Origin of the sequence: uncultured Lamprocystis sp. (assembly GCF_903933125.1) — a bacterium.
Lineage (GTDB): Bacteria > Pseudomonadota > Gammaproteobacteria > Chromatiales > Chromatiaceae > Thiodictyon.
In genome coordinates this window covers 1-17,851 of sequence record NZ_CAIZIZ010000172.1, presented here as the reverse complement: position 1 = coordinate 17,851, position 17,851 = coordinate 1, and the positions used below count along the sequence as shown (strand labels likewise).

General features: G+C 63.4%; 20 protein-coding genes, 1 tRNA gene and 1 pseudogene. 14 read left to right on the top strand and 8 right to left on the bottom strand.

Annotated elements, in window-relative coordinates; all coding sequences use genetic code 11:
- The first annotated feature begins 4 nt into the window (after nt 1-4).
- Genes QZY03_RS08615 through QZY03_RS08600 form a run of 4 tightly spaced genes read left to right on the top strand, consistent with a single transcriptional unit; the run spans nt 5 to nt 2,890 of the window.
- A complete protein-coding gene (locus tag QZY03_RS08615; protein ID WP_295580084.1) occupies nt 5-199 on the top strand; it encodes a hypothetical protein in 195 nt (64 codons plus the stop codon).
- A 51-nt stretch (nt 200-250) separates the two neighbouring features.
- Complete coding sequence (locus QZY03_RS08610) at nt 251-898, top strand: ABC transporter ATP-binding protein (RefSeq protein ID WP_295580082.1); 648 nt, start codon at nt 251-253, stop codon at nt 896-898.
- Complete coding sequence (locus tag QZY03_RS08605; RefSeq protein WP_295580081.1) at nt 895-2,679, top strand: biotin/lipoyl-binding protein; 1,785 nt, start codon at nt 895-897, stop codon at nt 2,677-2,679. Before QZY03_RS08610 ends, QZY03_RS08605 begins: the two co-directional genes overlap by 4 nt.
- Complete coding sequence (locus QZY03_RS08600; protein ID WP_295580109.1) at nt 2,657-2,890, top strand: hypothetical protein; 234 nt, start codon at nt 2,657-2,659, stop codon at nt 2,888-2,890. Before QZY03_RS08605 ends, QZY03_RS08600 begins: the two co-directional genes overlap by 23 nt.
- Here the strand turns inward: QZY03_RS08600 and QZY03_RS08595 are convergent.
- Nucleotides 2,845-3,134, bottom strand: a pseudogene (locus tag QZY03_RS08595) (hypothetical protein). The gene QZY03_RS08600 and the pseudogene QZY03_RS08595 overlap by 46 nt on opposite strands.
- A gap of 54 nt (nt 3,135-3,188) precedes the next feature.
- On the opposite strand from QZY03_RS08595, the gene QZY03_RS08590 reads away from it, so the two are divergent.
- Nucleotides 3,189-3,797, top strand: a complete 609-nt coding sequence (locus tag QZY03_RS08590; protein ID WP_295580080.1) for a DUF3782 domain-containing protein — start codon at nt 3,189-3,191, stop codon at nt 3,795-3,797.
- Here the strand turns inward: QZY03_RS08590 and queC are convergent.
- The 4 genes from queC to QZY03_RS08570 all read right to left on the bottom strand — a co-directional run bounded on the left by queC (nt 3,791) and on the right by QZY03_RS08570 (nt 5,962).
- Nucleotides 3,791-4,510 (bottom strand): 7-cyano-7-deazaguanine synthase QueC, encoded by a 720-nt coding sequence (queC, locus tag QZY03_RS08585; RefSeq protein ID WP_295580079.1) that lies wholly within the window; start codon nt 4,508-4,510, stop codon nt 3,791-3,793. The two genes, QZY03_RS08590 and queC, sit on opposite strands and share 7 nt — an antisense overlap.
- Before the next feature lie 76 nt (nt 4,511-4,586).
- Nucleotides 4,587-5,381, bottom strand: a complete 795-nt coding sequence (locus QZY03_RS08580; RefSeq protein ID WP_295580078.1) for a thiazole synthase — start codon at nt 5,379-5,381, stop codon at nt 4,587-4,589.
- Between the two features lie 151 nt (nt 5,382-5,532).
- Entirely contained in the window at nt 5,533-5,733 is a 201-nt protein-coding gene (thiS, locus tag QZY03_RS08575) for a sulfur carrier protein ThiS (RefSeq protein ID WP_295580076.1), read from the bottom strand.
- A gap of 88 nt (nt 5,734-5,821) precedes the next feature.
- Nucleotides 5,822-5,962, bottom strand: a complete 141-nt coding sequence (locus tag QZY03_RS08570) for a hypothetical protein (protein WP_295580075.1) — start codon at nt 5,960-5,962, stop codon at nt 5,822-5,824.
- Nucleotides 5,963-6,134: 172 nt separating this feature from the next.
- Here QZY03_RS08570 and QZY03_RS08565 point away from each other — a divergent pair, with 172 nt between their 5' ends.
- The 4 genes from QZY03_RS08565 (at nt 6,135) to QZY03_RS08550 (ending at nt 9,513) form a co-directional block, all read left to right on the top strand.
- A complete protein-coding gene (locus tag QZY03_RS08565) occupies nt 6,135-7,952 on the top strand; it encodes a long-chain fatty acid--CoA ligase (protein ID WP_295580073.1) in 1,818 nt (605 codons plus the stop codon).
- 84 nt (nt 7,953-8,036) lie between these two features.
- Nucleotides 8,037-8,110 (top strand) — tRNA-Gly (locus tag QZY03_RS08560).
- 15 nt (nt 8,111-8,125) lie between these two features.
- Nucleotides 8,126-9,244, top strand: a complete 1,119-nt coding sequence (mutY, locus tag QZY03_RS08555) for an A/G-specific adenine glycosylase (protein WP_295580071.1) — start codon at nt 8,126-8,128, stop codon at nt 9,242-9,244.
- Nucleotides 9,241-9,513, top strand: a complete 273-nt coding sequence (locus QZY03_RS08550) for an oxidative damage protection protein (protein WP_295580070.1) — start codon at nt 9,241-9,243, stop codon at nt 9,511-9,513. The genes mutY and QZY03_RS08550 overlap by 4 nt, the downstream gene beginning before the upstream one ends.
- A gap of 31 nt (nt 9,514-9,544) precedes the next feature.
- Here the strand turns inward: QZY03_RS08550 and ampD are convergent, their stop codons facing one another.
- Nucleotides 9,545-10,132: a 1,6-anhydro-N-acetylmuramyl-L-alanine amidase AmpD gene (gene ampD / locus QZY03_RS08545; RefSeq protein ID WP_295580068.1), complete on the bottom strand. Its 588-nt coding sequence runs from the start codon at nt 10,130-10,132 to the stop codon at nt 9,545-9,547.
- A 432-nt stretch (nt 10,133-10,564) separates the two neighbouring features.
- Between ampD and QZY03_RS08540 the strand changes: the two genes are divergently transcribed.
- The 3 genes from QZY03_RS08540 (at nt 10,565) to QZY03_RS08530 (ending at nt 15,308) form a co-directional block, all read left to right on the top strand.
- Nucleotides 10,565-12,760 carry a DUF1631 family protein gene (locus QZY03_RS08540; protein WP_295580066.1) on the top strand — a complete coding sequence of 732 codons (2,196 nt, stop codon included), beginning with the start codon at nt 10,565-10,567 and terminating at the stop codon, nt 12,758-12,760.
- Nucleotides 12,761-12,859: 99 nt separating this feature from the next.
- Complete coding sequence (gene nadC / locus QZY03_RS08535; protein ID WP_295580065.1) at nt 12,860-13,747, top strand: carboxylating nicotinate-nucleotide diphosphorylase; 888 nt, start codon at nt 12,860-12,862, stop codon at nt 13,745-13,747.
- A gap of 34 nt (nt 13,748-13,781) precedes the next feature.
- Nucleotides 13,782-15,308, top strand: a complete 1,527-nt coding sequence (locus tag QZY03_RS08530) for a bifunctional UDP-sugar hydrolase/5'-nucleotidase (RefSeq protein WP_295580064.1) — start codon at nt 13,782-13,784, stop codon at nt 15,306-15,308.
- Nucleotides 15,309-15,600: 292 nt separating this feature from the next.
- Here QZY03_RS08530 and QZY03_RS08525 read toward each other — a convergent pair whose 3' ends face one another.
- On the bottom strand, nt 15,601-16,056 hold the full coding sequence (locus QZY03_RS08525; RefSeq protein WP_295580062.1) for a hydrogenase maturation protease: 456 nt from the start codon (nt 16,054-16,056) through the stop codon (nt 15,601-15,603).
- Nucleotides 16,057-16,522: 466 nt separating this feature from the next.
- On the opposite strand from QZY03_RS08525, the gene QZY03_RS08520 reads away from it, so the two are divergent.
- A complete protein-coding gene (locus QZY03_RS08520) occupies nt 16,523-17,119 on the top strand; it encodes a hypothetical protein (protein ID WP_295580061.1) in 597 nt (198 codons plus the stop codon).
- Between the two features lie 310 nt (nt 17,120-17,429).
- A complete protein-coding gene (locus QZY03_RS08515) occupies nt 17,430-17,693 on the top strand; it encodes a hypothetical protein (RefSeq protein WP_295580060.1) in 264 nt (87 codons plus the stop codon).
- Here the strand turns inward: QZY03_RS08515 and QZY03_RS08510 are convergent.
- The coding region (locus tag QZY03_RS08510) for a transposase (protein WP_295580106.1) at nt 17,684-17,851 on the bottom strand (168 nt) is incomplete at its 5' end. The two genes, QZY03_RS08515 and QZY03_RS08510, sit on opposite strands and share 10 nt — an antisense overlap.

Genomic DNA, 17,851 nt, shown 5'->3' with positions numbered 1-17,851 from the left:
GGGATTGATCGACATCCACCCGGTGTTTGCCGATGTGTCGCTGGAAGCGGGCAGCGGACTGCCTTTTTTTGCGATAAGACGAGTCAGGGCCGAGAAACACAGAATGAGTAACGGACAACGCAACAGTTCCAGACAGGATCTGGGGCACCTGGCCGCCGATCATCCGGCCGGTGCTGTCAGCGCGCCGCGGCAAGCCTGATGCAGCCCGAGGCCATGCAACCCATCGCGGAACCGGGCGCCGATACCGCCCTTGACAGCGACCTGCACTGCCTGGTCGCCATCGCCCGCCACCACGGCATTGCCACCTCCGTGGAACAGATCCGTCTACCCGATCCAGGAGGGCGTCGTCCGCTTCGATGGGGTCGACATCCGCGAGATCGATCTGGCGCACCTGCGCCGCCACATCGGCGTGGTCCTGCAGGACAACTTCCTATTCCGCGGGACGGTGCGGGAGAACATCGCCATCACTCAACCCAGCGCGGGTTTCGATGAAATCGTCGCCGCCGCTCGGGTCGCCGGGGCGGAGGAATTCATCGAGCGGCTCCCCCAAGGTTATGACACTCTGCTGGAGGAAAACGGTGCCAATCTCTCCGGCGGTCAGAAGCAGCGCCTGGCGATTGCCCGCGCACTGCTGCCCCAGCCGCGCATCCTGATCCTGGATGAGGCGGCCAGCGCCCTGGACCCCGAGTCCGAGGCGATCTTTCTGAACAATCTGGGTCAACTGACGGCCGGACGGACGGTGATCATCGTCTCGCACCGGCTCTCGACCCTCACCGGCGCAGACGCCATCATGGTGCTGAACCGCGGCCAAATCGCCGACGCCGGACGGCACGAGGAGCTGCTCCAGCGCTGCCCGATCTATGCCAATCTCTGGCAGCAGCAGACCCGGCACCTATGAGCAAACAGGACCACATCCAGTCCCTACTGGGCGAATTTCTGCCCGACGCGCAGGCGATCGAGCAACGGGCGCCGCCGCGCGGCCGGCGGATCACACTCTATGCCCTACTTGCGCTGATGCTGACCACCGTGGTCTGGGCCAGTGTCTCCGAGATCGACAAGCTGGTGGTCGCCCACGGGCGGCTGGTCACACCACTACCCAATCTGGTCGTTCAGCCGCTGGAACCCGGCATCCTCAAATCGATCGACGTGCGCATCGGCCAGGTGGTGCGCCAGGGAGAAGTGCTGGCGCAACTAGACCCGACCTTCACCGGCGCCGACACCACCCAGCTCAGCTCGCGCAGCGCCACCTTGAGCCTGCAAGCCGAGCGGCTGGAATCCGAACTGGCCGGCAGCGCCGTCTGGGAACCGCGCGCCGCGGGCCTCCAGCAACAACTCCAGGTCGGGCTGCTGGCCGAGCGCCGCGCGGCCTATGACGCCCGCATGCGCCAGTTCGACGAGACCATCCGCGGCCTGCATGCCAGCCTGGAGACCAATGAACGCGACCAACAGGCCCTGGCCCGTCAGGTCAAGTCGCTCGCCGACCTGGAGCAGATGCACCTGGCCCTGGAGACCAAACAGATGGGCTCCAAGGCCAATCTGCTCCAAGTCCAGGCGCAACGCCTCGAGGTCGAACGCGACCACACCATGGCGGTCAACCGCCACGCGGAAATCGAGCGTCAGATTGCCGCCACGCAGGCCGAGCGTGACACCTTCACCAAGTCCTGGCGGCAGGAGGCCATGGAACAACTCTCCACGGCGTTGCAGCAGCGCGATGAGGTCAACGAGCAGCTCGCCAAGGCCAAGCGGCGTTCGGAACTGGTCACCTTGAGCGCACCAGCCGACGCCATTGTGCTTGAGATCGGCAAGAAGTCTGTCGGCTCGGTCGTCCAGAATGCCGAGGCACTGTTTGTTCTGGTCCCGCTCGACGCTCCGCTGGAGGCAGACACGCTGTTCGCTTACCAGAGCGACACCCTCGACGGCGGCACCGGAGATGACTTGCTTCAAGTCTGGAGTGACACGGCCTATGCGCTCCAGGGCGGCACCGGCACCGACACCGTCGAGATCATTTCAAGCCACTGGTACACCGGCAACTTCAGCTTGGCTGCCAACGGCATCGAGATCATCAATGGCAACGGGCAGGAGATCTATGGCACCGTGGCCAATGAAGCCATCAATTTCACCGGCATCACCCTGAATCAGGTCGCCTTCATCGACGGCCAGGGTGGTAACGACACGTTGACCGGCAGCGCGGGTGCGGACCTCCTGCTCGGCAACGCGGGCGACGACTCCCTCAACGGCGGCGCCGGGACCAACGGCTTCAACGGTGGCGACGGCGACGACACGCTCGATTGCAGCTTTACCGGAACCGGCGGCATCATCACCCTGCCCGCCGGAGTCTCCACCATCGGCGGCGTCAGCGAGTCATTCAGTTCGATCGAAAACGTCATCGGCAGTTCAGGCGCCGACACCATTACCGGCTCAGCCGGGAACAACCGGCTCGACGGCAATTCCGGCAATGACGCCATCGCGGGCGGCGACGGCGACGACACCACCCAGATTGCACTGCAACAGCGGGCTAAGGGCTTCGTTCCGGATCGGATCATCGGGCACCCGGGCTGGGGTGAGACCCTGTTCCTGCGTGATGTGTACCCGCGTGCCTGGATGCTCTCCTATGCGGGCACTACCAGGAATCCTGGCAGCCGATCCCCGTACCCAAGTGGTCATCATCGGCGGCGATGACGTAAGCTACGGGCGCAAGCGCAGCGACGGCCAGACGTTCCGGGCAGCATTGACTGCGGAGGTGGGCGACCGCGCCGACTGGAGCCGCGTCCACTTCATCGGCCGAGTTCCCTACCCGATCTTTCTCAAAGCCTTGCAGGTGTCGGCGGTCCATGTTTACCTGACCTACCCCTTCGTACTCAGTCGCCAGCGCGGATGGGCTTTGCAGTAAACGATGGCCGCCGCGATATTGGCGGCAAGTCGCGGGCCATCCATCGGTTGCAGGAAGAAATGCCGGAAATCCCGCCCGATGAAGCGCTCGGGCGGCGCTGACGCTTGCGGGTAGACCAGCTTCAACTCGTGGTGCAGATCGCCTTGGCGCGGTCCGGTTCGCCCCCGGATGACAGGTTGCAACCCGCGAAGCGGCAGAAGACGGCCGGGCGCCCCGTATTGGCGCCCTCGCCCTGGACCGACAAACAACAGCCACAGGATTATACTCACGGGATCGACAAGACAGAGCGAATGACACCATGGCGACCACGCCCGATGACCTCTGGACACTGCTGCGCGAACTGATCGAAGCACAGAAGGAAACCGAGCGGAAGTTCCAGGAAACCGAGCGCAGGTTCCAGGAAACCGAGCGCAGGTTCCAGGAAACCGACCACGAGATTCGCAACACCGATCGCCAGATTCGCGAACTCGGCAAACAGATCGGCGGGCTGGGAGAGAAATTCGGCAGCTTTACCGAAGGATTGGCCTTACCCTCGATGGAACGGCTGCTGCGGCAGCGTTTCGGCATGGAGGTTGTCAGCCCAAGCGTGCGGGTCACCAAGGAGGGCCGACATCTGGAGATCGACGTGCTCGCCTATGCCAATGGCGCTGTCAACACCGCCTATGTCGTCGAAGTGAAGAGCCATCTGCGCGAGGAATCGATTCTCCAACTGAAGCAACTGTTGAAGCGGTTTCGCGAGTTCTTCCCTGAGCACCGCGACAAATGTCTCTACGGCATCCTGGCCGCGGTGGATCTGTCGGCGGAGATGCGCGAGCGGATCCTGCGCGCCGGCTTCTATGTCGCACGCATTCACGATCAGATCTTCGCGCTGGATGTTCCGGACGATTTTCAGCCCAAGGCCTACTGAGGTCCGGACGCTGAACTGCCCGCCGCGGCGAACCGGGCGAGCAGCGGATCGGCGATTCCCGCCTGCGCAAACCCCTTGGCCCGCAGTTGGCAGGAGTCACACTCACCGCAGGGGCGTCCGTCCTCGCCCGGATCGTAGCAACTGCTGGTCAGCGCATAATCGACACCGAGCGCTAAACCCCGCGCGACGATCTGCGCCTTGGTGAGATGGATCAGCGGCGTGTGAATTCGCAGCCGCTGGCGGCCCGCGACCCCGGCCGCGGTGGCCAGGTTAGCCATGCGCTCGTAGGCGGCGATGTACTCGGGGCGACAATCCGGGTAACCGGAGTAGTCCAACGCATTGACTCCGATAAAAAGATCACTCGCCCCCAGAACCTCCGCCCAGGCCAGCGCAAAAGACAGGAACACGGTGTTGCGCGCCGGCACATAGGTGATCGGGATGCCCTCGCCGATCGACACCAGGCTGCGCGCCTTGGGTACCGCAATGTCCGCGGTGAGCGCGGAACCGCCGAACCGCCGCAGGTCGATATCGGCGATCACATGCTCAACCACCCCCAACGCCTGCGCGACCCGCGCGGCAGACTCCAGTTCCACCGCGTGCCGCTGGCCGTAGCGGAACGACAGGGCATAGGGGGCAAAGCCCTCGGCCTTGGCAATGGCCAGGGCGGTCGTCGAATCCAGACCGCCACTCAACAGGACCACCGCGTTTTTCATCGTTCGGCCTCAGGCGTCCGGTAACGCCGCAGATGGGGTGGTAAGCCTGTGGTCGGCCCGGCAGCCGACCGTCATGCTAGAAAAACAAGCCGTCAATCGGCGACGAGGCCGAGGCGAAGCGCTTGCGGGGCATGCGGCCCGCGAGATAGGCCTCGCGCCCGGCCTCGATCGCCTTGCGCATGGCGCTGGCCATGAGCACCGGGTGCTGTGCGGCGGCGATGGCCGTGTTCATCAGCACCCCATCGCAACCCAACTCCATGGCCACCGCGGCGTCGGAGGCGGTGCCGACGCCCGCATCGACCAGCACCGGGATCTTGGCGTTCTCAACAATGGTACGGATATTCAGCGGGTTGCGAATCCCCAGTCCGGAGCCGATCGGGGCCGCCAACGGCATCACCGCCACACAGCCGATCTCCTCCAGGCGCTTGGCGATGATCGGGTCATCGTTGGTGTAGACCATCACATCGAATCCGTCCTTGACCAGCACAGCCGCTGCCGCCAGGGTGGCCACCACATCCGGAAACAGGGTCTTCTCGTCGCCCAGCACCTCAAGCTTACAGAGATTGTGACCGTCCAGCAGTTCCCGCGCCAGCCGACAGGTGCGCACCGCGGTCTCGGCATCATAGCAGCCGGCCGTGTTGGGTAGGATGGTGTAGCGCTCGGGCGGTAGCACGTCCAGGATGTTGGGCTCACCCGGGGTCTGACCGATGTTGGTGCGGCGCACGGCAATGGTGACGATCTCCGCCCCGCTCGCCTCAATGGCCAGGGCGGTCTGCTCCATGTCCTTGTATTTGCCGGTGCCGACCAGCAGGCGCGAGCTGTATTCCTGGCCGGCAATGGTGAAACGGTCGGAGTGGTTGGTGGTGGACATCGTGGTGGGCTCCGGAATCGGGGTTGGGAAGCGGTTTGCGGGCAGTGGTCAGCAGACGTCGGTCCGCGCAGCGGAATTCGGTCCGCGCAGCGGACCCTACAGATCGAGCGATTCTTCAAGGATAAACCATCCGCCCGCACGGTGGACGGCCTCAGCCACCGCCGACCGCCTGGATGATCTCCACCCGATCCTCGGGGACCAGGACATGCTGCGCGAAGCGGCTGCGCGGGACCAGTTCCGCATTCACTTCCACGGCGATACGCTGGCCGGTGAGCCCCAGGCGCTCGACCAGTGCCGACATGGGGATGGACGCCTCGACCTCGGTGGCGGAACCGTTGAGAAAGATCTGCATGGTCAGTTTGCCTGGACGCCGGTGGACATGCTGGAATTCTATACTCTACGCGGGTGCTCTGGCTCCCACCGCACGTTTTTCCGACGGATCACATCGTGCCGCCGGATTCCGCGCGGTCCGCTTCAAGGGTCGCCGACACCAGGCCATTTTCGAGCGCTCTGTGTTCCATGACCAAACCCGGGCGCCGCGCGCCCCCAACCTCAAGCGCCTGCCAGGATTGCAATTCCATGACCGTCTCTATACCGTACGGCACGCCGTGAATCCTGACCGACACCGCCGGCTGGCGTCGGACTCCGAATTCCCGAGAAACCAGGCCGGCTGAAACCGAGCTGGCGTCGGACTCCGAATTCCCGAGAAACCAGGCCGGCTGAAACCGAAGTGGCTGAACCGAGGAGGGCACCGTGAGTCAATGGTCCGAGGATTTGATCTCGGTGGAGCGCGCCGGAACCCTGGATGGACTATTCCTGCAGCGGGTCCGACGCTCGCCCACACGAATTGCGTACCGTTACTACGAACGGGACCGCGGCTGGCAGCAGCTCGACTGGCGGGAGATGGGCCAGGCGGTGGCACGCTGGCGAGCTGCCTTGGCCGGTGAGGCACTGGCCGAGGGTGATCGCGTCGCCATGCTGCTGCGCAACTGCCCCGAGTGGGTGATGTTCGATCAGGCCGCCATGTCCCTAGGCCTGGTCACGGTCCCGCTTTACACCGACGACCGGGCGGACAATGCCGCCTACATTCTGCAGGATGCGGCGGTGAAGGTGCTGCTGGTCCAGGACGCCAATCGCTGGAAGCGTCTGGCCGAGGCAGTGGGCGACGCTCCCTGGCCGCTGCGCGTGGTGCTGCTGGACGGCGGCGCCGAGGCGCTGCGCCTGGCCGCGACGGACCCCCGCGTGGTGGTGGCGGACAGTTGGTTGCCGCCCGCGGCCCCCGACGTGACGTCGCGCGAGGCGGACCCCAACGCACTCGCCACCATCGTCTATACGTCCGGCACCACCGGCCGCCCCAAGGGAGTGATGCTCTCCCACCGCAACTTGCTTGCCAATGCCCACGGCGGGGTAACCGTCATTGATTGTTTTCAGGAAGACGTCTTCCTGTCCTTTCTTCCCCTGTCCCATGCCCTGGAGCGCACCGGCGGTTACTACCTGCCGATGATGGCCGGGGCCTGCGTCGCCTTCGCCCGCTCGGTCGCCCAACTCGGGGAGGATATGCAGACCATTCGCCCGACGGTGATGATCGCCGTACCGCGGGTCTTCGAACGTGTCTATGCCCGGATTGCCGATCAGTTGGCCGCCCGACCGGCCCCGGCCCGCTGGATCTTCGCGCTGGCGGTGGCGGCGGGCTGGCGGCGCTTCCTGCGCAACCAAGGCCGGGGCGGCTGGCATCCACTGCTGCTGCTGTGGCCGCTGTTGCGGCGCCGGGTCGCGGATCAGGTCATGGCCAAGCTCGGCGGACGCATGCGGGCGGCGGTGAGCGGCGGAGCGCCCCTGCCCTATGGGGTGGCACACACCTTCATCGGCCTGGGTCTGCCGCTGCTGCAAGGTTATGGCCTGACCGAGACCAGTCCGATCATCGCCGTCAACCCGCTGCAAGCCAACATCCCGGAGAGCGTGGGTGTCCCCATCCGCGGGATGCAGGTGCGTATCGGGGCGGACGATGAGCTGCTGGTCAAGGGCCACAACGTGATGCTTGGCTACTGGAACAACCACGCGGCCACCGCCCGCGTCCTGACGCATGACGGCTGGCTGCACACCGGCGACCAGGCGCGCATCGCGGACGGGCACATTTTCATCACCGGTCGCCTCAAGGACATCCTGGTCCTGTCCAACGGCGAGAAAGTGCCGCCCGCCGACATGGAGATGGCGCTCGCCCTGGACCCCCTGTTCGAGCAGGCGATCGTACTCGGGGAGGGCCGCTCCTACCTGACTGCCCTGCTGGTGCTCAACGCCGACCTGTGGACCGGCCTGGCCCAGGAACTCGGGCTCGACCCCGAGTCCCCCAAGAGTCTGGAAGACCCACATCTGCTGAAAGAAATGCTCAAGCGCGTGCGCCTGACACTCAAGGACTTCCCCGGCTACGCCAAGATCCGGCGGGCGGCCCTGAGCCTGGAGCCTTGGACAGTCGAGAACGGGCTTCTAACCCCAACGCTAAAAGTAAAGCGAAATCAAGTGATGGCGCATCACCGTGCAGCCATCGAGGAGATGTACGGGAAGGAGCCTTGAACAACCCGGCGCCCCGCGACCCATCAAGCCAACGCATTCCGCAGTTGCACGCGGCGCCGAGAGTGCCTAAGATTCAGCTGTCACGCGGGTGTAGTTCAATGGTAGAACTTCAGCTTCCCAAGCTGATAGCGTGGGTTCGATTCCCATCACCCGCTCCACATCCCCTTGCCGACATGCGCCGTCTCTACCAAGCCCGCGACCGCATTCGATTTGCCTCTGCCCTGCTCGACTGGTTCGACCGTCACGGGCGCAAGGATCTGCCCTGGCAGCAGCAGCCCACGCCTTATCGGGTCTGGGTCTCGGAGATCATGCTCCAGCAGACTCAGGTCGCCGTTGTGGTCCCCTACTTTGCGCGCTGCATGGCCCGCTTCCCCACCCTGAACGATCTGGCGGACGCACCGCTCGATGCGGTGCTGGCCCTGTGGTCCGGGCTCGGCTACTACGCCCGTGCCCGCAACCTCCATCAGGCGGCCCGGTTGATCCGGGACCAGCATCAGGGGGTCTTTCCGCACGACCGGCAAACCATCGAGTCCCTGCCGGGGATCGGCCGCTCGACCGCCGGCGCCATTCTGTCGCTTGCCCTGGGCCAGCGACACCCCATCCTCGACGGGAATGTGCGGCGCGTTTTCGCCCGCTGCTTTGGGGTGGAAGGCTGGCCTGGCCAGGCGGCGGTGCAGGCGCGGTTATGGGAACTTGCCGAGGAGCTCATGCCCGTGGAGCGGGTGGGCGCCTACAACCAGGCGCTGATGGACCTGGGCGCCACCCTGTGCACCCGCGCCCGACCCGACTGCGACCGCTGCCCGCTGGCCGAGTCCTGCGTCGCCCGCTGCCAGGGCCGCCAGTCGGAACTGCCGCAGGCGCGACCTATCAAACCGGTCCCGCGGCGCGAGACGCTGATGATCCTGGCCCGCGATCCGCGGGGCGCCATCCTATTGGAACGTTGCCCCCCCGCCGGCATTTGGGGAGGACTCTGGAGTCTGCCGCAAACCGATCCCGATCGTGATCCGGCGCAGTGGTGCCGGGAGCGCACCGGCGCGGAACCCTTGCGGGTTGAAATGCGCCCCGCGCGCCGTCACTCATTCAGTCACTTCACGTTGACCATGCGCATCGCCGAGATCTGGGCCATTGCGTCGCCCGGGGGGATTGCCGATGCCGACAGGGAACACTGGTTCCGCCCCAGCGAGCTCGCCGGCCTGGGCCTGCCGGCGCCGATCCGATCCATACTCGCGGACCTGGCCGCACCGGCCAACGCGGGTTCGAACCAACCACCTGCACAGGAAGAGACCAGATGAGCCGTACCGTTGCGTGCGTCAAGCTAGGCCGCGAGGCCGAGGGCCTGGAGCGTCAACCCTATCCGGGCGAGCTGGGCAAGCGGGTGTTCGCGCAGGTCTCCAAGCAGGCTTGGGCCGACTGGCTGCGGCATCAGACCATGCTCATCAATGAGAACCGCTTGAGCCCGATGGACCCCAAGGCACGCAAGTTCCTGGAGGAGCAGATGGAACAGTATTTTTTTGGCGACGGCGCGGAGCTTCCCCAGGGGTACGTACCGCCACCGACCTGAGCCCGACCCGGCGAACAGGCGCACCGGTGCGCTAGACAAGCAGCCTTTCCAGGATCGTCCCCCGGTAAATCCCCCAGTCGAAACACGGCCCCGGATCGGTCTTGCGGCCTGGGGCGATATCACTGTGACCGACGATGCGCGCGGGCGTTATGGCGGGATAACGGGCCAAGATGGCCAGGGTGCAACTGGTAAGGACCTGATACTGAATCGGCTCGAAGGGCCGGTCATCCGTCCCCTCCAACTCGATGCCGATCGAGAAGTCGTTACAGCGTTCGCGCCCGCCGAAGGTTGAGCGGCCGGCATGCCAGGCGCGCCGACCGCAAGGCACATATTGCACCAACTGGCCGTCGCGGCGGATCAGCAGATGGGTAGAGACAGGTCCGGCGGCAGCGGCCACCACGAAATAGGGGTGGGCCGCGGGGTCCAGTCGGCCGAGAAAAAGGTCATCGATCCATTGGCCGCCGAACTCACCCGGCGGCAGACTGATGTTGTGTATCACCAGCAAGTCGATCGGGGCGTCCCCCGGCCGGTCGTCGCACCAGGGCGACGGCCGCTGAGCCGCGCCCAATAGCCAACCCGCGGCATCAACCCGCAGGCGCATCAGGGGCTTCTCCCGCATGTTCAGTTCTCCTGCGCGACCGTTTGAGCACATGTCCGACTCGGATGGTTGATAACAGCCCCATCTTCCACTTCGACAAGGACGAGCCACACGCGAGGAACTGCGGAACCAAGCCCTGTCATTGTGTCTGTATGTTAAGCCTGAATTACAAGATGATCAGGTCAACAGGTCAGCGAATGACCTGACCCCGATCGCAGCACCCCGGCCGCCGCCACGTCGATGCTGCCGCCCCCTCCCATCCGCACAGCCGCCCCACGGCTGAAACCAAACACCGCTGCAACTCAGCGTGCGCGATCTGGTGCGTAGGGAGAAAGGCCGGCACGTTCTGGCGTGCAATTTGCATTGATTAAACCAGCACCCGCGACGACAGGGAGAACGGCCGAGCGCCGACGGCCCCTCGCGTCATCCAGATCGAAGTATAAAAAGATATCAATGACAAACCGCTTCGACCACCATCCCAACCCTACCCCCAAGCCAAGCCCTAGCCAAGTGCCGCCGGTCAGCAACGCCCTTTCATCACACCGTGCAGAACGCTACCTCGCCGCGTGCGGGCAGGCACTTGACAATGTGTTGCCGCCGTTGCTGCGGGCCCTGTTCGGTCGGCTTGATGTCGCACTCTATGACCTCGCGGACAAGTCCGCGAACACTCAAACCCATGTCGTCTATTTCGACGCCATGCGGATCATCCGCAACCAGTGCCACAGCATCCAGCGGAACTTCCTGGACCTGCTGCGCCAAGACGCGAGCCGTGTTGCCGCAGGGTTAGTCGACCAGGACTTGCGCACCGAACACCGCCTGGCGAACGAACCGTTGTCTTTGCTTCCAGACATGGAACTTGACGAGACCCTGGCCCTGTCCAATTTGGTCGCCAAGGCCGAGGCCAGGTATCACGACGCGTTGCTGAGTATGAACGCACACCTGGCTCAACTCCTCGACCGCGCCGCGATCGACCCGCATTCCAACCCCTATGGGCCCTTCGCGCTCTGCGAGGCCTTGCGCGGGGCACTCAAGATGGCCCACCAGTTGGAACCGCAGATCAAGCTCGTCATCTACAAGGCCTTCGATAAGCAGGTACTGGACCAGCTGGCGCCATTCTATTGCCAATGCCTCGCCGCGGCGGCAGCCTTCGACGCCACGCGCACCAGTCAACCTGGGGACGGACCGGACGCGCGTGACCACCGGGACGCCAACTCGGCCACAACGACCCTGGCCCCGGAGGAAATGATCTCCCTAGGTACGGAACCAACCGCGGGTTCGACCGAGGTTCAGTTCGAAACACTCCAAACCCTCTTGGAACTGGCGCGCCCCCAAACAGCGGCCCCGCCACCCGAATCCGTGCGTGTTCCCACCAAAGAGTTACTCGGCGTATTGACGCGGCTCGGCGGTTACATCCTCGCCGAATCAGTCACTCCGGTCGGCGACCAACTGCGCGAACGGCTGTCGACCGTCATGACATCAACGCAGCAACAGTCCCGCCACCTTGAACGCACCGATCAAGACACCCTCGACCTGGTCTTCATGTTTTTTGAACACCTGCTCGAAGGGAATACCTTACCCGACCCCATCAAGGTCCTGCTGGCGCGCATGCAGATCCCGATCGCTAAACTCGCGCTCTGGGACAAGAGCTTGTTCTCCGCGCGCGAGCACCCGGCGCGCAGACTTCTCAACCATATCGGTGAAGCGGCGGTCGGTTGGAGCGAAGCCGATGGCCGCGGGCCAAACAGCCTCTACGGCATGATCGAACGGGTGACGGAACGCTTGATCCTCGACTTCGACGGTGATCTACAGTTGTTCTCCCGTATGGACCGATTTTTCATCGCCTATCTCGACAATGAGCGAACGCATCCCGGCCCACCGGCGGCGGCGACCCTGGGAACGGCGAGGACCAACAGCAGTGCCGCACAACAGACGGTCGCGGCGGTATTGAGTGCCGCGCTCACCCGCTATCCCCAGCGACCCGCGGCGATCGAATCACTGCTGCGCGAGGGGTGGCAACCGGTCATGCTCACGATCTATCGGGACGATGGTGTCGACAGCGCGGATTGGCGCCAGGCCATCGCCATCGTCGATCGGCTGCTCTGGAGTGTCCAACCCAAGCGCGACCTGCATGAGCGGCGGGAATTGCTGCGCCGGATCCCCGAGTTACTGAGCGCCCTGCGGGCAAGGCTCGTCAAGGGCGGCTGCGATCAGCGCCAAGTTTCTCGCTGGTTCAAGGATTTGCAGACGATTCATCTAAGCATCTTACAGGCCGGGCCAGACCAACCGCCACCCGACTTGGGAGGAACCCGAACCCAAACCGCCGCAGCGCCGCGCAGGGCGGACAGCGACACCACGGCCACCAACGCTGGTCGGCACCCGGAGCAGCGCACTGACATGAAACTGCCGGTCGGGGGTTGGGTGGAACTGACTCGCGATCACGGGATCACGCTGCGCTATCGCCACACTGGCTGGAGCCCGATGGGCTTGCGCCTGCAATTCGTCGATCGCCTGGGCCGGCCTGGTCCGGATCTATCGGGTGCTGAATTTCAGGACCTGCTGGATCAGGGCCGGGCAGTCGTCATCGCGACCCCAGCGGAACCCCTCGCCGATCACGCCATCCGCTCCGTCACGAGCCGACTCGCAGCCTGAACCGCGGCGGTCTTGCTGATTGCGCGTTCCAGAGTAAAGTAGTGCATCCACGCCGTCGCCCGCACAGATGCGGCGTTCCCGAATCCCCATGGAGCACTCATGGACACGCCAACGACACCCGCGACCTGGCCGACGCCTGACGACCTGCGCATCCTCCTACCCGACCGGAAACTGATCGAGTCCCAGGTACAGGCCGCGCTGGCAGAGGATGTGGGCACCGGCGATCTCACCGCCGCCCTGCTTCCAAGCCGCCAACAGGCACAGGTGGAACTGATCACGCGGGAGGCCGCGGTGTTGAGCGGCAGCGCCTGGTTCGCTGCCGCATTCCGGCTATTGGACAGCAACGTCGTCCTGCACTGGGAGGCGCAGGACGGCGAGTGGATCAGCGCCGGCCAACGGCTCTGCGTCATCACCGGCCCCACGCGGACCCTGCTCACCGCGGAGCGCACCGCCATCAATTACCTGCAAACCCTGTCCGGCACCGCGACCCGTGCGCGGGCCTATGCGCAAGCCGTCGCCGGACTGCCGGTGCGCATCCTCGATACCCGCAAGACCCTGCCGGGGCTGCGTCTCCAGCAAAAGTACGCCGTGCGCTGCGGCGGCTGCCATAACCATCGGATGGGACTCTATGACGCCATTCTGATCAAGGAGAACCACATCCTCGCCGCCGGCTCCATCAGTGCCGCACTGCAGGCCGCACAGCGCGCGAATCCGGGCGTCGAGATCGAGATCGAGGTTGAAGGACTGGCCGAACTCGAGCAAGCATTGAACGCCGATGCACAACTCATCCTGCTGGATAACTTCAGCCTGACCGAACTGCGCGAGGCGGTGACGGTGACCGCTGGCCGCGCCCGACTGGAAGCCTCCGGCGGCGTCAATCTCAGCACCATCCGGATGATCGCCGAGACCGGCGTGGATCGCATCTCGGTCGGCGATCTGACGAAGGACGTCACTGCCGTCGACCTGTCCATGCGGTTCGCCCCCTGAGGTTCCGTCCATTTCCTCTGTCCGCGGAGTCCCTATGCCATTGCTGTTGTATCGCGCGGTCTGGTCCTGGCTGCTGCCGGCAGTGCTCTTCCCGGTGCTCGCCGCTGCGGCCTGCAACCCCGGTCAGCGTCTCACGCTGCTTCACTTCAACGACTTCCACGGTCAACTGGAGCCCTATGCCGACCCGCGGGACCAGACCGAGCGCGGCGGCATCGCCCGCCTCGCCGCCGCCGTCGCGCACGTCCGCGGCGAGGACCCGCGCCCCGTGCTGCTGCTATTCGCCGGCGACTTTCTGCAAGGCACCCTGACCTCCAGCCTGTTCCAGGGCATCCCCGACCTGACCCTGTTTGGACGCATGGGAGTCGACGCCGCGGTCATGGGGAATCACGAACTGGACTACGGACAAGACACCTTCCGGCGGTTGGCCGGTCTGGCTCGGTTTCCGATCCTCACCGCGAATGTCGAGTCCCACCCGGACCCGCTGCCGGTGCGGCCCCTGGTGATCCTGGAACCGCCCGGCGGACTCAAGGTGGGCGTCCTTGGGCTCACCAGTCCGGAACTGGCCACGGCCACGCACCCGCGCAATATGTATGGAATCAGCGTGGAAGAGCCGATCGCTGCCGCACGGCGCCTGATACCCGGACTAAAGGAGCAGGTGGATCTGGTGGTCATACTGTCACACATGGGGATCACCGATGACCGCCGGCTGGCGCAGTCCGTCCCCGGGATCGACCTGATCGTCGGCGGTCACAATCACAACCTCTATCCCGAACCGGTGATGGAAGCCGGCGTACCCATCGTCCAGGCCGGCGAACGCGGCGGCTGGCTGGGACGCATGGACCTGGAGTGCCGTGACGCCAAACTGTCACGCAGCGGTTACACCCTGATCCCGATCGACGCCGCGAGTCCGGCCGACCCCGACATTGCGGCGGAGGTGCAGCGCATCGCCGCATCGGCCAACCAGGAGATGGATCAGGAGGTCGGCACCAGCGCCCGCGAACTCAGCTCCTGGCGTGAGGTGATCCGGCGCGAGGAGGCGCCCTTCGGCAACTTCCTCGCCGACGAGGCGCGGAAAATCACCCTGGCCGATGTCGCCCTTTTCAACGCCGGGGGTTTCCGCTCCAGCATCCCGGCCGGTCGCGTCACACTCAAGGCCATCCACCAGGCTTTCCCCTTCCGCAATGAACTGGTGGTGGGAGACCTTACCGGCGCCCGGTTACTCGCAGCACTGCAACACAGCGCCGCCCTGAACCCCGCGGACAATCACGGCGGCTTCCTGCAGGTCTCCGGCCTGCGCTATGTGATCGCCGGTGATCAACTCGAATCCGCCACCGTGGGCGACGCACCCATCGACCCGACCCGCCGTTACCGCGTGGTAACCTCCGACTTCCTGGCCGCCGGCGGTGACGGTTACGCCATGCTCATGGCGATGGAGAACCAGGTCATGACCGGCCGCCTGATCTCCGACATGGTCATCGAGGCCTTCCGCGGCAGCGAGCCGGTCGACCCGCGGACCGATGGACGGATTGTGCGGCGGGCGGCGGCGGCAGACGGACCCTGATGAGGGGCAGCTGGTGCCTCGTTCCAGCCACCGCACCCGGATTTATCCACAGATGTCACAGATGTTCACAGATGAAGAAGAACATCTGTGTTCATCTGTGACATCTGTGGATGAAATTTCCGTCCGTGGCCCATAGCGAAAGCTGGTCGGAACGATGACTAAGGCCCGCGTTCCGCCTGAGTATAGCCGTTGGACGTGATAACCGGACGTAGGGGCGGGTTTCAAACCCACCCCTACACCAAGGGACTGTCCGGATATCAGGTAGGAAAGCTATAGCGAGCGATTCCCGCATTCACAACCACTTGCACAAGTATTCAAGCGCGGCACGCAGGTTCCGCTCGGCAGCCGGCGACAACCCGGAGCCGAGGTCGAACGCATACCCGCGGATCGCCAGCAACCGGCAGTCCGGCAGCGAGCCGCCGATGACCTGGGTGTAGACCCGCAGCAAGGCGCCGGGGCTCATCGCATGCGTCGTGATGCTAAGCGCGGGCTCAGGGATCACCGGGCCGAAGGCGAATGGCGCCGGCCCGCTGAGTGCGGCATCGACGAAGACCACGCGCGTGCGGCCCTCCAAGTCCAGGACGTGCTCGATCTGAAGCTGGAAATCGGTCAGCAAATCGAACGCCTGATCTGGGACCATGCGGGCTGCACGCATCGCGTCCAGGCGTTCGATCAGGTTGGGGCCGAGCGCGTCGTCGCCGCGCGAGGGGTTACCGCAGGCTATAATGAGTGTATTCGGAACGGACATGGCGCCCAGGTCACTTAACGCGATTTACGGGATGATATGCTACCGGTTACCGCCGGGCCTTGACCATCGTTCCGGCCGGCGGCGATCGGCACGCACAGTGCTCCAGGAGATCTCGGGCGTGCGTTCGCGGGACCGATCTTGTGAATGGGCTATTGGCCCCCGAATGACTATGCTGCGTTCTTGGAGAACCTGTGAAAATCGAGCAGGGCCTTCGATGCTCGATCTTAACTCCGCTAGCTACCCAAGCAGATGTCTTGTTTAAGTATAAACACTTCATCCTGAGCAAGAAAATATATTTCACGAATTTTTTCATTTGCTTACGAAAGAATTAGTGTATTGTTTAACGATAAACAAAATTTTCTGTGCTAAAGTTCAGACACTTTCGGCGGTCAAGGAAACTTCCTTCTATTTTCTGGTCGCCGAGTTCTTGCCCGGCTATCCCCGCCGCCTACTTCTTGGATGACTGATGAAAGTTGCTGCGTACTTGCGTAAGTCGCCGGCTGGTATTTCCGTGCCCGAACAGTATGCTGATCTGGAACGTGCGGCGCACGCTCGGGGATGGGTCATTTACTGGTGCTCCGTAGATCAGGGAGAGCAAAAGGCTGGCCTCAGATCTAACTGTTGCTTTCAGAGTTTATTTGAAGCCCTGATCGACAGCTTCAGCGAGACCCCTTTCAAGGCTTTCATGTTCTGGTCTGCTGGTCACGTTGCCGGCAGCTTGGAGGGCTTCCTTGAATTCGTGACGACATGTAGCGATATAGACCTAGTTTGGTACGTTCATAACCCGCGCATGGACTCCATCGAGGATCAGTCGAAGTTGCTGAACACCTTGTGTAAGCGCCTGCTGAATATCCATACCGAGATCAGCGGGTATAAAATGGCCAACCGAAGCGCATTGATGAAAACACGGGGAACGAACCCTGGACGCCAGAAAACATCGCCTCGCACCGAGCAAGAAATTGTTCATATGAAGAAAAACGGCTATACGATCAGGGATATTCAAAAAAAGTTAAACGTCAGCAACTCGGTCGTGATGCGCGTGATCAAAGAGAACAGCCTATAGCCCCTCATGCCAACCGACCCTGCGCCTATTGAACTGGCGTAACGGGATTATCGTGAATCAATACCAACCAGGCCCGCTGGGTACAGCGGGCCTTTTCTTTTGCTCAGGAGAAATACCGTCGCGACATTTGACCCACAGATCGCTTGTGGCATGAAGCGCGTGTTCGACTGGTATATCGCATAACCTGATAGCTCGCCCACTGCAGGCACCACACCATGAATCGGGTCGCGAGACCCGGTTTTTTTGCCTCGACGTTCGGTCAGCGGCACCGCTGACCCCGCCCGCTGGCCCTCAACGGAGAAATGCTGACATGATCTATTCTGACCATGCCGAAAAGCGCATGCAACAACGCGCAATTCCGGAACTGGCGATCGAGCTACTTCAGATTTACGGCTGTATTGAGCACTCGCAGGGGGCTAGCATTCGTTACTTCGACAAACGGGCTCGGCAACAGGTTAACCGCGCAGTGAAGGCATTGGCCAGCGACCTGGATCGACTGGCGGACCTATACATCGTGGACACCCAAGGGGTAAGTACTTCAAGTGAAATATCTGTAGCCCTCTATCAGCAATGAGCGAATTGGATACTGTATTTTTCGCCTACCGAACCTAGGATATCGCTAAGCGCCTGATCGAGAGATTCCATGTCCCTATAAGCTGCGGATGGCATCCATTCATATTTTATCTTGCGCCAAAGAATCTCGATCAAGTTGAGATCTGGCGAATAACGCGG

Coding starts and splice junctions, on each gene's coding strand:
- QZY03_RS08515 (WP_295580060.1), top strand. CDS start 17,430: ATGATCTATTCTGACCATGCCGAAAAGCGCATGCAACAACGCGCAATT.
- mutY (WP_295580071.1), top strand. CDS start 8,126: ATGCGCCGTCTCTACCAAGCCCGCGACCGCATTCGATTTGCCTCTGCC.
- QZY03_RS08570 (WP_295580075.1), bottom strand. CDS start 5,962: ATGGAATTGCAATCCTGGCAGGCGCTTGAGGTTGGGGGCGCGCGGCGC.
- QZY03_RS08580 (WP_295580078.1), bottom strand. CDS start 5,381: ATGTCCACCACCAACCACTCCGACCGTTTCACCATTGCCGGCCAGGAA.
- QZY03_RS08605 (WP_295580081.1), top strand. CDS start 895: ATGAGCAAACAGGACCACATCCAGTCCCTACTGGGCGAATTTCTGCCC.
- QZY03_RS08540 (WP_295580066.1), top strand. CDS start 10,565: ATGACAAACCGCTTCGACCACCATCCCAACCCTACCCCCAAGCCAAGC.
- nadC (WP_295580065.1), top strand. CDS start 12,860: ATGGACACGCCAACGACACCCGCGACCTGGCCGACGCCTGACGACCTG.
- queC (WP_295580079.1), bottom strand. CDS start 4,510: ATGAAAAACGCGGTGGTCCTGTTGAGTGGCGGTCTGGATTCGACGACC.
- QZY03_RS08525 (WP_295580062.1), bottom strand. CDS start 16,056: ATGTCCGTTCCGAATACACTCATTATAGCCTGCGGTAACCCCTCGCGC.
- QZY03_RS08520 (WP_295580061.1), top strand. CDS start 16,523: ATGAAAGTTGCTGCGTACTTGCGTAAGTCGCCGGCTGGTATTTCCGTG.
- ampD (WP_295580068.1), bottom strand. CDS start 10,132: ATGCGGGAGAAGCCCCTGATGCGCCTGCGGGTTGATGCCGCGGGTTGG.
- QZY03_RS08590 (WP_295580080.1), top strand. CDS start 3,189: ATGGCGACCACGCCCGATGACCTCTGGACACTGCTGCGCGAACTGATC.
- QZY03_RS08530 (WP_295580064.1), top strand. CDS start 13,782: ATGCCATTGCTGTTGTATCGCGCGGTCTGGTCCTGGCTGCTGCCGGCA.
- thiS (WP_295580076.1), bottom strand. CDS start 5,733: ATGCAGATCTTTCTCAACGGTTCCGCCACCGAGGTCGAGGCGTCCATC.
- QZY03_RS08550 (WP_295580070.1), top strand. CDS start 9,241: ATGAGCCGTACCGTTGCGTGCGTCAAGCTAGGCCGCGAGGCCGAGGGC.